12 protein-coding genes are annotated in these 13330 nt (G+C 72.3%); 10 read left to right on the top strand and 2 right to left on the bottom strand.

Annotation, left to right across the window (positions count from 1 at the left end; genetic code table 11):
• Positions 1-113: 113 nt before the first annotated feature.
• On the bottom strand, positions 114-1118 hold the full coding sequence (locus DVH02_RS15065) for a LacI family DNA-binding transcriptional regulator (RefSeq protein ID WP_114624331.1): 1005 nt from the start codon (positions 1116-1118) through the stop codon (positions 114-116).
• 134 nt (positions 1119-1252) lie between these two features.
• Here DVH02_RS15065 and DVH02_RS15070 point away from each other — a divergent pair, with 134 nt between their 5' ends.
• The 8 genes from DVH02_RS15070 to DVH02_RS15105 all read left to right on the top strand — a co-directional run bounded on the left by DVH02_RS15070 (position 1253) and on the right by DVH02_RS15105 (position 9734).
• Positions 1253-2371, top strand: a complete 1119-nt coding sequence (locus DVH02_RS15070) for a Gfo/Idh/MocA family protein (protein ID WP_114624332.1) — start codon at positions 1253-1255, stop codon at positions 2369-2371.
• Complete coding sequence (locus DVH02_RS15075) at positions 2368-3291, top strand: DUF6807 domain-containing protein (protein WP_114624333.1); 924 nt, start codon at positions 2368-2370, stop codon at positions 3289-3291. The genes DVH02_RS15070 and DVH02_RS15075 overlap by 4 nt, the downstream gene beginning before the upstream one ends.
• Positions 3285-4031 carry a cupin domain-containing protein gene (locus DVH02_RS15080; RefSeq protein WP_114624334.1) on the top strand — a complete coding sequence of 249 codons (747 nt, stop codon included), beginning with the start codon at positions 3285-3287 and terminating at the stop codon, positions 4029-4031. Before DVH02_RS15075 ends, DVH02_RS15080 begins: the two co-directional genes overlap by 7 nt.
• Before the next feature lie 78 nt (positions 4032-4109).
• Complete coding sequence (locus tag DVH02_RS15085) at positions 4110-5393, top strand: ABC transporter substrate-binding protein (RefSeq protein ID WP_114624335.1); 1284 nt, start codon at positions 4110-4112, stop codon at positions 5391-5393.
• Positions 5394-6335: a carbohydrate ABC transporter permease gene (locus DVH02_RS15090; protein ID WP_114624336.1), complete on the top strand. Its 942-nt coding sequence runs from the start codon at positions 5394-5396 to the stop codon at positions 6333-6335. It abuts the gene before it with no gap.
• A gap of 119 nt (positions 6336-6454) precedes the next feature.
• Positions 6455-7231 (top strand): carbohydrate ABC transporter permease, encoded by a 777-nt coding sequence (locus DVH02_RS15095; protein ID WP_233518232.1) that lies wholly within the window; start codon positions 6455-6457, stop codon positions 7229-7231.
• Complete coding sequence (locus DVH02_RS15100; RefSeq protein ID WP_233518231.1) at positions 7228-7887, top strand: hypothetical protein; 660 nt, start codon at positions 7228-7230, stop codon at positions 7885-7887. The genes DVH02_RS15095 and DVH02_RS15100 overlap by 4 nt, the downstream gene beginning before the upstream one ends.
• Positions 7884-9734, top strand: coding sequence for a hypothetical protein (locus DVH02_RS15105; protein WP_199566288.1), 1851 nt, complete (start codon positions 7884-7886; stop codon positions 9732-9734). Before DVH02_RS15100 ends, DVH02_RS15105 begins: the two co-directional genes overlap by 4 nt.
• A gap of 121 nt (positions 9735-9855) precedes the next feature.
• Here the strand turns inward: DVH02_RS15105 and DVH02_RS15110 are convergent, their stop codons facing one another.
• Positions 9856-10485, bottom strand: a complete 630-nt coding sequence (locus DVH02_RS15110) for a TetR/AcrR family transcriptional regulator (RefSeq protein ID WP_114624337.1) — start codon at positions 10483-10485, stop codon at positions 9856-9858.
• 88 nt (positions 10486-10573) lie between these two features.
• Between DVH02_RS15110 and DVH02_RS15115 the strand changes: the two genes are divergently transcribed.
• Together DVH02_RS15115 and DVH02_RS15120 are read left to right on the top strand one after the other, a co-directional pair.
• Positions 10574-11089, top strand: a complete 516-nt coding sequence (locus DVH02_RS15115) for a nitroreductase family deazaflavin-dependent oxidoreductase (protein ID WP_114624338.1) — start codon at positions 10574-10576, stop codon at positions 11087-11089.
• Between the two features lie 239 nt (positions 11090-11328).
• Complete coding sequence (locus DVH02_RS15120; protein ID WP_114624339.1) at positions 11329-13056, top strand: lysyl oxidase family protein; 1728 nt, start codon at positions 11329-11331, stop codon at positions 13054-13056.
• The last annotated feature ends 274 nt before the right edge of the window (positions 13057-13330 follow it).

Genomic DNA, 13330 nt, shown 5'->3' on the forward strand with positions numbered 1-13330 from the left:
TTTCATTGACTGGGATGTGGCTGCGGGCGTAACTTCCCGGCCAGTTGGAAACAGGCTGGCAACGTTTGCAGCCGCCCGTTGCGCGTCGAGTGAAAGGCCGAGATGTGCCGAGGTCAGCCGCGTTCGAGGGCGGCCGTCGACCCCCGTACCACCAGGTGGGTCGGCAGCACGCGCTGAAGGGGCGGCTCCCCGGCGACGGCGGGGGTGCCGAGCATGCGGAAGAGCAGATCGACGGCGGCCCTGGAGCCGTGCGACTTCGGTACCGAGACGGTGGTCAGGGGTGGCGCGGCCATGCCCGACAGGGCGATGTCGTCGCAGCCGACCACGCTCATCTCGTCCGGCACCCGGACGCCGCGCGCGGTGAAACGGCTGATCAGCCCGAAGGCGACGATGTCGTTGAAGGCCACCACCGCGCTCGCCCCGCTGGCCAGCACCACATCGGCCGCGCCGGTGATCCCGCCGTCGAAGTGGGGGGCGACGCTGCCCACCCGGACGATGTCGAGCAGGCCGGACTCGGCCACCGCCTCGATACCGGCGGCGCGTTCCCCGGCGGCCCAGGTGGAGCGCGGGCCGCCGACGTAGGCGACGCGGCGGTGGCCCAGCGCGTGCAGATGGGTCAGCGCGTCGGTCATTCCCTCCGTCAGATCCGCGGTGACGCTGGCGAATCCGGGCTCCTTGCGGTGGAGCAGCACGATCGGCTTGTCGGTGAGTCCGGGCAGGGAGGCCAGTTCCTCGCTGCTGAGGTGGGGCGAGCAGAGCAGGATCCCGTCGACCTGCGGGGCGAGCGTACGGATGGCGTCCAGCTCCAGCCCCTCGTCGCGCTCGGCGTCGCTGACGAACACCGCGTGGCCGAGCCCCCGGGCGCGGGCCTGCACCCCTTTGCAGATATCGGCGAAGAAAGGGTTCAGCAGGTCGGGCACGATCAGCCCCAGATGGCCCGTGCGCCCGGTGATCAGCCCGCGCGCGGCCGGGTTGGGCTGGTAGCCGAGCCGGTCGGCGGCGGCCCTGACCCGCTCCCGGGTCACCGCGCTGACCGTTCCGCCGGACGCCAGCGCCCGCGACACCGTGGACGGGGAGACCCCCGCCGCCTTGGCTACCTCTCGAATCGTCACCTGCACGCCCCGAGGTTGACACCCCGGTCCACCGGCGTCAATGAAGATCGCGCGAAGCTCCGCGGGACCCGGGCCGCTCCCGTGTCCCCCGCCCGTCCCGCACCGTCCGCCGTGTCCCCCGTCTTCGAGGAGCGCCGTACATGCCACGCCAGCCCGACCGTCTCCGCGCCGCCGTCGTCGGCACCGGCGCCATCGTCACCGGCAGCCATCTGCCGGCCCTGACCGCCCACGGCGACCGGGTCGAACTGGTCGCCGCCGTCGAGGTGGACGCCGACCGGCTCGCCGCGTTCCGCGCCACGGCCGCCGCCGCGAAGTCGGAGGTGACCGGATACGACGACCTGGGCGCCATGCTGGACGCCGAACGACCCGATCTGGTCCTGATCGGCACCCCGCCGTGGCTGCACCGCGAGCAGACCGTCGCCGCGCTGAGAGCGGGCGCCTGGGTGCTGTGCGAGAAGCCGCTGTGTCTCACCCTCGCGGAGTACGACGAGATCGAGGCGGCCGAGCGGTCCTCGGGCGCCTACGCCTCCGCGGTCTTCCAGCACCGGTACGGCTCGGGGGCGGTCCACGCCGGGCAGCTGCTGGCGAGCGGGGAGCTGGGCGCACCGCTGGTGGCGCACTGCCAGACCACCTGGCACCGCGACAGCGCCTACTACGCGGTGCCGTGGCGCGGCCGGTGGTCCACCGAGGGCGGCGGGCCCACCATGGGGCACGGCATCCACCAGTACGATCTGCTGCTGCATCTGCTGGGCGAGTGGACCGAGGTGCGGGCCATGGCGTCCCGGCTGGTCCACGACACGGAGAGCGAGGACGTCTCGACCGCCCTGGTGCGGTTCGCCAACGGCGCGCTGGCCACCGTCGTCAACAGCGTCCTGTCCCCGCACGAGGTCAGCCGCATCCGGGTGGACTGCGCCGACGCGACGGTCGAGCTGACCCATCTGTACGGTCACACCAACCAGGACTGGACCTACACCCCGGCCCCGCACGTGGCGCCCGAGCGGGCGCGGGCCTGGCGCTCCCCCGCCGCGGACGTCCCCAGCTCGCACACCGCGCAGCTCGGCGCGGTCCTCGACGCGCGGCAGGCCGGGACCCGGCCGCCGGGCAGCGGCCCGACCGCCCGTTCCACCCTCGAATTCGCCGCCGCCCTCTACAAGGCGGCCTTCACCGGGCGGCCCGTGCACGCGGGCGGCATCACGCCCGGGGATCCCTACTACACGGCCATGCACGGCGACCACCAGGACTGGAGCCCCCGGCGATGACGATTCAGGTCACCCACACCCACGGCGAGGACATCACGGTGCGCTCCGGCGGCGTCGAGCTGCTGCGTTACGTGTACCGGCCCGACCCCGACGCGTTCGAGGCGCGCAAACCGTACATCCATCCGCTGCGCACCCTCGGCGGGCAGCGGGTCAGCGGCTACCGGCCGAGCGACCACCGGTGGCACAAGGGGCTCCAGATGACCGCGAGTCATCTGTCGGGGCAGAACTTCTGGGGCGGCAACTCCTATGTGCACGGGGAGGGTTATCTCGCCCTGCCCGAGCGGGTCGGCTCGATGCGCCACGAGTCCTTCCCGGTCCTCGCGGTGCGGGACGACCGGTTCACCCTCGCCGAGGAGCTGACCTGGGTGGCCAACGGCGGTCAGGAGTGGGCGCGCGAGGAGCGCGGCATCACCGTCCACTCGGTGGACCCGGCGGCCGGGGCGTGGGCGCTGGACTGGTCGATCCGGCTCACCAACGTCCGTGACGAACCGCTGCGCTTCGGCTCGCCGACCACGGCGGGCCGGGAGATGGCCGGCTACACCGGTCTGCAGTGGCGCGGCCCGCGCGACTTCACCGGCGGTACGGTCTTCGGCCCCGGCGACCCGGCGCGCGGCGAGCACGGGCTGATGGGCACGCGCGGCCCGTGGCTCGCCTACACCGCCGAGCACGACGACGTCGACGCGCACTCCACCCTCGTCTTCGCGCACGCTCCCGAGGGCGAGGAGGGCAGCGCGGCGCACGCCTCGCACTGGTTCGTCCGCGCGGAGCCGATCCCGACCGTCGCGTTCTCGTGGGCGTTCTTCGACGAGTTCGCGCTGGAACCGGGCGAGTCCTTCGCCTACCGCTACCGGCTGGTCGTCGCCGACGGCGCCTGGGACCGGGACCGGGTGGGCGCGCACCTGGAGGGGCTGACATGGTGAGCCTGCCGCACCCGCTGCCCGGGGCGGTCGGGCTGTCGCATCTGAGCGCCTACGACTGGGAGGCGGCCGACGGTGTGTGCGGCGGATCGCCGCATCTGCATCTGGTGTGCACCGAGGCGTACGTGGTGACCGGCGGCCGGGGCGCGGTGCAGACCCTGAGCCCCGACGGCTACCGCGAGACCCCGTTGCAGGCCGGTGCCGTCGCCTGGTTCACCCCGGGCACCGTGCACCGGATGGTGCAGGGCGGCGGGCTGCGGATCACCGTACTGATGCAGAACAGCGGGCTGCCGGAGGCGGGCGACGCGGTCTTCACCTTCCCGCCCTCTTATCTCGACGATCCGGAGCGCTACGCCGCCGCCGCGGCGCTGCCCGCGGTGTCCGGGCCGGAGGCGGAGACGGCCGCCCTGCGGCGCCGGGACCTCGCGGTGGAGGGATATCTGGTCCTGCGCCGGGCGCTCGAAGCGGGCGACAACGGTCCGTACCTCGCCTTCCAGCGCGCCGCCGCCCGGCTCGTGCGCGCGAAGGTCCCGGCCTGGCGTGAGCTGTGGCGGGCCGGGGCGCTGGCCACCGCCGAGCGCACCGGCGCGCAGCTCGACGCGCTGGAGGCGGGCGAGCCCGGCTATCTGGCCGGCTCCGACATGTACGCGGCGGCCCCCACCCGGCTGGGCGGCTACGGCATGTGCGGGCGGCGCGACGAGTACGCCCTGCCCGGCACCACACTCCCCGTTCCCGACGCGTAACGCGGCCGGGCCACCCCGTCACCCCCGCGCACCAGCGCCTACCACCATCGACTTACCGAGAGGAGAGGTGAGTTCAGCATGCCCGGACACAGGACAAAGAGGTCCTGCGCGCTCCTGCTGGCCCTCGCGCTCAGCGCTCTGCTCACCGCCTGCGGCGGTTCCGACGACACGAGCGGGGGCGGCGGCAAGGTCACGCTGCGCTACACGTGGTGGGGCAACCCCGACCGTGCCGCCCGTACCGACCAGGCCGTCGCGCTGTTCGAGAAGAGGCACCCCGGGATCGACGTGCAGACGTCCTTCGCCGGTTACGACGCCTACAAGCAGAAGCTCGCCACCCAGGCGGCCGGCGGCGACGCCCCCGACGTGATGCAGCTGGACTACCGGATGATCGACCAGTACGCGTCGGGCGGGGTCCTGCTCGACCTGGGCGAGCGGTCGGCGGAGCTGAGCACCGCGGAGATCGACAAGGGGCTGCTGGCCACCGGCCGGCTCGGCGGTACGCAGTACGCGATCCCGATGGCGCGGGGCACCGAGGCGGTGGTGTACGACGCCGTCCGGTGGAAGGCCACCGGGGTTCCGCTGCCCCGGGCCGGCTGGACCTGGGACGAATGGGCCGACCGTGTGCGCGAGGTGGCCCGGGTGAGCGGCGAGCCCGGCTCCATCGACCCCGGCCAGAGCGAGGACTGCTTCGAGGTGTGGCTGCGCGGCCAGGGCAAGTCCCTGTACACGCCGGACGGCGGGCTCGGCTTCACCGCCGACGACCTGACGCGCTGGTGGACGTTTGCCGACGGACTGCGGCGCGAGGGCGCGGTCTCGCCCGCCGAGCAGACGACCCAGATCGACGGTTCGGTGGAGAACACGCCGCTCGGGCGCGGCAAGGCCGTCTCCGACTTCAACTGGGACGCGCCGTCCAGTGGGTTCCAGGACCTCGTCGGGAAGGGACTGACGCTGGCGCCGATGCCGGTGTGGCAGGACGGCACTCCGGGCCAGTACTTCAAACCGTCGATGTTCATCGGCGCCGGGGCGAACACCTCGCATCCCGCCGAGGCTGCCCGGCTCATCGACTTCATGGTCAATGACAAGGAGGCGGCGAAGATCCTCGGCGCCACCCGGGGCATCCCGGTCAACGAGTCGATCCGCAGGGACGTGGTGCCCGGCCTCGAAGGTTTCGACACGACGGTCGCCGCCTACCAGTCCTCGGTGGAGGGCACCCTCGACGCCCCGCCGCAGGCGCCGCCCGCGGGCGACAGCGCACTCCAGAACACCTTCACCCGCGACTACGACCAGGTGTCGTTCGGGCGCATGTCGCCGCGCGAGGCGGCCGAGAACTACGTCACCGAGGCGAAGGCGGAGCTGAGGTAGATGACCACCACCGACATACCCGTGACCCCGGCACGCGAGGGGCGCGGCACACCGCCGAAGAAGCGCGGCGGACGCCGCCGCGAGGGCGCGGCCTGGGTGTTCCTCTCCCCCTGGGTGCTGGGCGCGAGCGTGCTGACGCTGCTGCCGATGGCCGTCTCGCTGTACCTGTCGTTCACGGACTACGACATGTTCGACCCGCCGCACTGGGTGGGGCTGCGCAACTACACGCAGATGTTCACCGAGGACCCCCGCTACTGGCGCTCGGTCGGTTCGACCCTGACCTATGTCGTGATCGCCGTGCCGCTGCAACTGGCGGTCGCGCTGGCCGTCGCGGTCGCGCTGAAATCCATGCGGCGCGGCAAGGCGTTCTACCGGTCGGCGTTCTACGCGCCCTCGCTGCTCGGCGCCTCGATGTCGATCGCGCTGGTCTGGCGGGCGATCTTCAACGACGGCGGTACGGTCGACAACCTGCTCGGCACGGGCGGCTGGGTCAACCGGCCCGGCTGGGCGATGCTGGCCGTGGCGCTGCTGACGGTGTGGCAGTTCGGCGCGCCCATGGTGATCTTCCTGGCGGGGCTCCAGCAGATCCCCGGCGAGCTGTACGAGGCCGCGGCGGTGGACGGGGCGAGCCGACGGCGGCAGTTCCTCTCCATCACCCTGCCGATGCTCTCGCCGGTGGTCTTCTTCAACCTGGTCCTCCAGACCATCCAGGCGTTCCAGGTCTTCACCCCGGCCTTCGCCGTCAGCGGCGGCAAGGGCGGACCGGCCGACTCGACGCTCTTCTACACCCTCTATCTCTACGACCGCGGCTTCGTCGCGTCCCACATGGGCTACGCCTCCGCCATGGCCTGGGTGCTGCTGCTGGCCATCGGCGCGGTCACCGCGGTGATGTTCCGCACCTCGCGCTCCTGGGTCTTCTACGCCGACGAGGAGGGCCGATGACCGCCGTCCTGCCCACCGGAACCACCCCGCCCGCCGGGGGCTCCCCCGCCGGGGCCCGCCGGAGCGTCCACTGGCCCCGGGTGGCGCTGCACGCCGGGGCGCTGGCCGTGCTCGTGGTGATGCTCTATCCGCTGGCCTGGCTGCTGGCGACCTCGCTCAAGCCCGCCAAGGAGGTGATCGCCAGCCTCGATCTGCTGCCCAGCCACCTGGAGTGGTCGAACTACACGACCGCCCTGGACGGGGTGAACGGGGTGAGCGTCTGGCAGCTGCTGGCCAACTCCCTGCTCATCGCGGGCGGCGCCGTCCTCGGCAACGTCCTGAGCTGTTCGCTGGCGGCCTACGCCTTCGCGCGGCTGCGGTTCCGCTTCCGGGGCCCGCTGTTCGCCTTCATGATCGCGACGATCATGCTGCCGCACCACGCGGTGCTGATCCCGCAGTACATCATCTTCAACCAGCTCGGCATGGTGAACACCTACTGGCCGCTGATCCTGCCGAAGTTCCTGGCGACCGAGGCGTTCTTCGTCTTCCTCATCGTGCAGTTCATGCGGGGGCTGCCCCGGGAGCTGGAGGAGGCGGCCAGGATCGACGGCTGCGGCCCGTTCCGGAGCTTCTTCCAGATCATCCTGCCGCTCACCAGGCCCGCCCTGATCACCACGGCGATCTTCACCTTCATCTGGACCTGGAACGACTTCTTCACCCAGCTGATCTATCTCTTCTCGCCGGAGAAGTTCACGCTGACGCTGGCGCTGCGCTCGTTCGTGGACGCCTCCAGCCAGTCGGCGTTCGGGCCGATGTTCGCGATGTCGGTGATCGCGCTGCTGCCGATCGTGCTGTTCTTCCTCGCCTTCCAGCGGTTCCTGGTCGAGGGCATGGCCAGCTCGGGGGTGAAGGGATGAGCGCGGCACGGACCCGTGAGCCGGGTGAGATCTTCGGGCCGCGCACCACGCTGTTCGCCGATGTGCTGAGCATCGGTGTCGTGACGGCCCTGGCCTGTCTGCCGGTGGTCACCGTCCCGGCGGCGCTGTCGACCGCGTGTGCGGTGCTGCGTGGTTTCCGCGACAACCGGCCGGTGACCGCGGGGCGTTACCTCGCGCTGCTGCGGCGCAGGCCACTGGGCCGCGACCTGGTCGCGGGGTTCACCGCGCTGGCCGGTGTGCTGCTGCTGACGGCGGACCTCGCGCTCGCCGCGGCGGGGCTGCCGGGGGCGCGCGCCTTCTCGGTGGTGGCCGCGCTCGCGGGCGCCGGGGCGCTGGCGGTGGCGTTGCGCGCGTGCGCCCGCCCCGAGTCGGCGACCGACTGGCGGGCCGCGGTGCGCCGGGCGGCCGGTGACGCCGTACGGGATCCGGGCGGCAGCGCGCTGGTGCTGCTGGCGCTGGCGGCTGCCGTGCTGTGCGCGTGGATGATGCTTCCGCTGGCGTTCCTGGCGCCGGGGCCGCTGGCGCTCGCGCTCACGGCGATCGACGTACGGGACGCGGGTGCGCGGCGGCGCGCGGGCGGCACCCGGCCCGCCCGGAAGCACCTGTCCGTACCCCCTGAGCAGGAGGCCGCGTGATTCCCCGCAGAACGTTCCTCGCCACGACCACCGCCGCCGCGACGGGGCTCGCCGCGACGGCGGGTCAGGGCACGGCGGCGGCCGGAGACGCGGCGGGGCCGGGCCCCGGCACCGAGTCCGGTCCGGGGCACCGGGTGGACGAGGACTTCCTCGCGTTCCTCACCACGGCGGCGGACACCCGGGCGACGGCCGTGCTCGGCGACCACCGGGACCAGTTGACGGAGCTGCGCGACAAGGGCAAGGCACGCGCCGCCGCCCGCTCGCTGCGCACTCTGGCCTCGGTCTACGTCCACCGGGCCGCCGCGCGTCACCGCGACGCCGCCCTGCTGGAGCCGCTGGGACGGATCGCGGACGCCCTGGCCGAGGAGCAGTTCGACGACGGGCTGTGGGATCAGGGAGCGGTCCACTCGCCGCCGGACACCGCCTTCTCCATCGTCGATCTGAACATCGCGTACAGCCTGCTCGCCGAGGACGGCCACCGGCCCACCGGGGGCGTGCGCGCCACGGTCGAGCGGATCCTGCGCAAGGCGGGCCCCGGGCTCGCCACCGGCGGGGTGCACACCGCGAACCACCGGTGGCTGGTGTGCTCGGCGCTCTCCCGTATCCACCAGCGGTGGCCGGACCGCTCGTACGCCCGGCGGATCGACGACTGGCTGGCGGAGGGCATCGACCTGCTGCCCGGCGGTGAGTACAGCGAGCGCAGCCCCACCTATTCGGCGGTCGTCACCAACCCGGCGCTGCTCACGCTCGCCCGGCACCACGGGCGCCCGGATCTGTACGCGCCCGTACGCGCCAACCTGGCGGCGACGCTGCTGGTCACCGAGCCCAACGGCGAGGTGGAGAGCGTCCATTCGCGGCGCCAGGACCAGACGGCGCTGCGCTACGTGCCCGAATTCTGGCTGCAGTACCGGGAGATGGCGATCCGGGACGGGGACGGGCGGTTCGCCGCGATGGCCGCGCTGCTGCGCGGGCGCGGCGCCGGGCAGACCTTCGGCGAGACCCCGCTCGGCGACCGGCTCGCCGAGGTGCTCGACCGCCCCGAGCTGGCCCGCGAGCTGCCGCGCGCGACGTCCGTGCCGACGGACTTCACCCACCACGACCGCTCCTGCCGGCTGGTGCGGGTGCGGCGCGGGGAGCGCAGCGCGAGCGTGTTCGGCGGTACGGACTTACCCGAGCGGCACGCCATCTCCTCGGGGCTGTCGTCCAATCCGACCTTCTTCAAGATGCGCGACGGCGCGGCGATCCTCGACTCGGTACGGCTGTCCCCGCAGTTCTTCTCGCTGGGGCACTTCCGGGCCGAGAGTCTGGAGCGCGACGGCGACGGCTGGCGGCTGCGCGCGCGGGTACGGGCCGGGTTCCATCAGCCGCTGCCGCGCCGTCACCGGCAACGGGACGGGGCGTATCCGCTCACCGACGACGGCCGGTTCTGGTCCGCGATGGACTTCCCGCACCGGGAGAAGGAGTACCGCACTCTGCGGACCGAGGTGCTGGTGCGGGAGCGGGCGGACGGCTGGGAGCTGTCCTTCGAGGTGACGGAGTCCGAGGTGCCGCTGGCACTGGAGCTGTGCTTCCGGCGCGGCGGTCGGCTGACCGGGGAGGGGCTCGAACCGGTGTCCGGCGCGGCCGACACGTACCAACTGGTCTCGGGCGAGGCGCGGTACGCGGTCGGCGACGACCACGTCGTCTTCGGGCCGGGCAACGGCAAGGGCGGCAGGCAGCCGCCGGTGGTGGACCCCGGCGAGCGCTACACCTGGCTCGGCGGTTCGCTGACCCCGGACGGGATACGGGTGCTGATCACCGGCCGCTCGCCGCTGACGTACCGGCTGACGCTGCGGCGGTCGCGATGAGCGGGGGCGGGAGCGGGCGTTCGTTTCCGAGCTGAGGGCTGTCCCTGTCCCGTGATCCGTGGCGGTGTGGGGTGTCTCGGTGTTCGCCGTCGTCGCCTGCGTCTTCGACGACCGCTCACCTTCACGGGAGCCGGAGCGCGGGTGCCGCCTCGTCGGGAAGGGGTTCGCCGTGGTCGGCACGGAGTCCGGCGAGGGAGATGTGCAGCAGCCTGTTCCACAGGTGCGGGCGGCACTCGTCGGTGACCCGCACGGCGTGCCCCAGGGAGACCAGCAGGAGCAGCAGGTCGTCGGTGGTCACGCCGGGGCGCAGCACGTCGGCGGCGCGGGCGCGTAGTTCCTCGATGACGAGGCGAAGCTGCTGGATGCCTTCCAGATCGGGGACCGACCAGGTCAGTGCGAAGTTCTCCATGATCGCGCAGTGGCGCGCGTAACCGGTCAGGGCCTGCTGGTAGAAGTCGGTCAAGGCCGCCCAGGGGTCCCGGGCGTCGACGGCCGCCCGGCGTGCGGAGTCCGCCCATCGGGAGAAGTCCCTGCGCAGGACGGTCTGGACGAGGTCCTCCTTCTTCGGGAAGTGCCGGTAGAGGGTGCCCATCCCCACGCCGCTGCGGCCGGCGATCTCTCGTACGTCCACCGCGGTGCCCTGCGCGGCAAGGGCCGCGGAGGCGGCCTCGATGATCGCCTCGCGGTTGCGGAGCGCGTCGACGCGCGGTGCGCGCCGCCTGGTGGTGCCTTCCGGTTCGTCCACTGCCATGACGCCGAGCCTACCCCGCTTATCCGGAGCACGCGCTCCGCTCCGTGCTACTTTGAGGAGCACGTGCTCCGGATAGAGAAGGAATGCCATGTCCCGTCCGTCCACGACCACCGCGAACGACGCCCCGGCACCCGACGGCAACACCTGGAACGAACGGATCATCGCCGAGTTCCGGGCGAACGCCGGGTACGTGCCCTGGAGCAGCGAGGAGGAATTCGCCGGAGGCCGCCCCGTCCCGCCCCGGATACCCGGTTTCGACGAGCGGGGCATGCCGCTCGTGCTGGTGCACAACATCGGCGCCAAGAGCGGGCGCGAGCGGATCAACCCGCTGTTCTTCCAGCCGGTCGACAACGGCTGGGCCGTCTTCGGAACCCACGGCGGCAGTCCGCGCGATCCGGCGTGGTACCGCAATCTGATGGCGAACCCGCGGGTCACCGTCGAGGTGGGCACGCAGACCGTGTCGGCGGTGGCCCGGCTCGCGCGGGGAGAGGAGCGCGAGCGGATCTGGGCGAGGGAGGTGGCGCTCGTCCCGAAGTTCGCCGAGTTCGAGGCGGCCTCCGGGAGAGTGGTTCCCGTCGTCGTGCTGGAGCGCGTGGACGGATAGGGCTCCGGCTCACCGCCGACCGCGAGCGGGCACCGGCGCGTGGCTTGATCCATCCCTTCGAAGACAACTTTCGGTCAAGATCTGACTTTTGACGACCGTCGGCCAACCGAATCGATTCTTTCGGGATCTCACAGGTCGCTCACAGATTTACCTGGTGCATACCGTGACGTACCGGGTGGATCCGTGCGGCGTCCGATCCCCACTCGATGCCCTTGCGGCACGCACGGAACGAGGAATCGATGACGAGACACCACCACCGGATACGCCGGTCGGCCATAGCCGGCGCGGCGACGCTCTCCGTGGTCGCGGGCGTGGCAGGAGCGGCTCCGGTCGCGGGGGCGGCGGAGTCCGGCCCCCGGCTGAGCCTGCTCGCCGCCTCCAAGACGGTCACACTGGATCGCTGGGAGGGCGAACCGGGGGTCTATCTGGACCTCGGTACGTACATCACGGCCGAAGGCGGGCCGTTGGAGTTCCGGGTCACCCGCGCGTCCTACGAGGAGCCGGTGATCGCCCGGCAGATCGTCGGGGACGGCGACACCTCGCGGTCCACGACGCTTCCGGAGGGCCTGGTCAAGGACTTCTCCGGGCTGCCCGACTTCCTCCGGGTGAGCTTCGAGGACGCGTCGGGCAAGGAGGTCCTGAACACCACGGAGACGTTCTGCCCGAACAACGCGTCGGGCCGGATCCGGCCCGACGCCCCGTCCACGTCGCCGTATCCCGAGAGCTGTCCCACCAACCCCTTCACCCTCGGCTCGGTGTGGGGTGTCGAGAACGGCTGGGCGACCAACACCAATCAGGGCTGGGACTCCGAGCCCGTCGATCTGCCGGCCGGGCAGTACACCGCCAAGGTCGCCGTCGCGGAGAACTACCGGAAGCTGTTCGGCATGGCCGACGAGGAGCGGACGGTGAAGGTGACCGTCCGCGAGCGCACGTGGGACGAGGAGGGCGGAGGCGTGGGCCTGGCGCCCGCGGGTCCGGACTCCGCGAAGTCGTCCACCGCGCACTCCGCGCACTCCGCGCATTCCGCGCATTCCGGCCATGGCGCGCACGCCGCGGCCCCTCCCGGGCACTCCCTGGGCGCGAGCGGCCACGGCGGGCACCAGAGCCGCGGCGCGGACGCCCCGACGCCGCCCGCCGCGCCGCACGCGCTGGTGGCCGGTCCCCGGGCCGCCGAGGCGGGTGACGGGCCGGGACGTACGGACGGCTCCCGGATCGCGCCCGCGCTCAAGGCCGCGGCCGAGCGCCCCACCGGCCGCGCGAGCGTGCCGGACGTACCGATGCCCGACCTCCGCGCGCTGCCCGCGTACGACATCGCCGTCACCGACGGCGAGGACGGGGACGACCCCGACAAGGACTACCTCGCCTTCAGCGCCAACGTGTGGAACGCGGGCCCGGCCCCCCTGGTCGTGGACGGCTTCCGCAGCCCGGGCGAGGACCTGATGGACGCCTACCAGTACTTCCACGACGCGCAGGGCAAGCAGGTCGGATACGCGCCCGCGGGCACCATGGAGTGGGACGCGCGGGTCGGGCACGAGCACTGGCACTTCACCGACTTCGCCAGCTACCGGCTGCTCGGCGCCGATCAGAAGGAGGTCGTGCGCAGCGGCAAGGAGGCGTTCTGCCTCGCCAACACCGACGCCATCGACTACACGGTGGAGAACGCCAACTGGCACCCGAACAACACGGATCTGTCCACCGCCTGCGGCGTGGAGAACTCGATCTCCGTACGTGAGGTGCTCGACGTCGGCTCCGGCGACACGTACACGCAGTACCGTCCCGGCCAGTCCTTCGAGATCACCGATCTGCCGAACGGCACGTACTACATCGAGGTGCTCGCCAACCCCGAGAACCGGCTCCACGAGACGGATCTGACCAACAACGTGGCGCTGCGCGAGGTCATTCTGGGCGGTGAGTCCGGCGCCCGTACGGTCAAGGTGCCGCCGCACCACCTGGTCGACGCCTCCTGACGACCCGTCCGACCCGTCCGTCCGGTCCGCACCGTCCGGACGGTGCGGACGGTGCGGACGGTGCGCTCCGCACGACGCGTTCCGAAGGCGCTCCGGGGAAACCCCGCGGATTTCTGTGATCCGCGCGGCCCCCGTCCGTCTCCTGAGTGCGGGACGCCCGGTCCCGGCCCGGCCCACGGGTCGGGACCGGGCGTCCCGCGCCGCGGCATCCCCGCTCGGATAACCTGCCGGGCGGGCCGCGGCCCGGGAGACCACGAGGGCGAGGAACGCGACG

This window comes from Streptomyces corynorhini (genome assembly GCF_003346515.1).
Classification (GTDB): Bacteria; Actinomycetota; Actinomycetes; order Streptomycetales; family Streptomycetaceae; genus Streptomyces; species Streptomyces corynorhini.

What these genes read in the sequence shown, in the direction of transcription:
- DVH02_RS15070 (WP_114624332.1), top strand. Translation starts at nt 1,253, where the DNA reads ATGCCACGCCAGCCCGACCGTCTCCGCGCCGCCGTCGTCGGCACCGGC.
- DVH02_RS15075 (WP_114624333.1), top strand. Translation starts at nt 2,368, where the DNA reads ATGACGATTCAGGTCACCCACACCCACGGCGAGGACATCACGGTGCGC.
- DVH02_RS15080 (WP_114624334.1), top strand. Translation starts at nt 3,285, where the DNA reads ATGGTGAGCCTGCCGCACCCGCTGCCCGGGGCGGTCGGGCTGTCGCAT.
- DVH02_RS15085 (WP_114624335.1), top strand. Translation starts at nt 4,110, where the DNA reads ATGCCCGGACACAGGACAAAGAGGTCCTGCGCGCTCCTGCTGGCCCTC.
- DVH02_RS15090 (WP_114624336.1), top strand. Translation starts at nt 5,394, where the DNA reads ATGACCACCACCGACATACCCGTGACCCCGGCACGCGAGGGGCGCGGC.
- DVH02_RS15095 (WP_233518232.1), top strand. Translation starts at nt 6,455, where the DNA reads ATGCTCTATCCGCTGGCCTGGCTGCTGGCGACCTCGCTCAAGCCCGCC.
- DVH02_RS15100 (WP_233518231.1), top strand. Translation starts at nt 7,228, where the DNA reads ATGAGCGCGGCACGGACCCGTGAGCCGGGTGAGATCTTCGGGCCGCGC.
- DVH02_RS15110 (WP_114624337.1), bottom strand. Translation starts at nt 10,485, where the DNA reads ATGGCAGTGGACGAACCGGAAGGCACCACCAGGCGGCGCGCACCGCGC.
- DVH02_RS15115 (WP_114624338.1), top strand. Translation starts at nt 10,574, where the DNA reads ATGTCCCGTCCGTCCACGACCACCGCGAACGACGCCCCGGCACCCGAC.
- DVH02_RS15120 (WP_114624339.1), top strand. Translation starts at nt 11,329, where the DNA reads ATGACGAGACACCACCACCGGATACGCCGGTCGGCCATAGCCGGCGCG.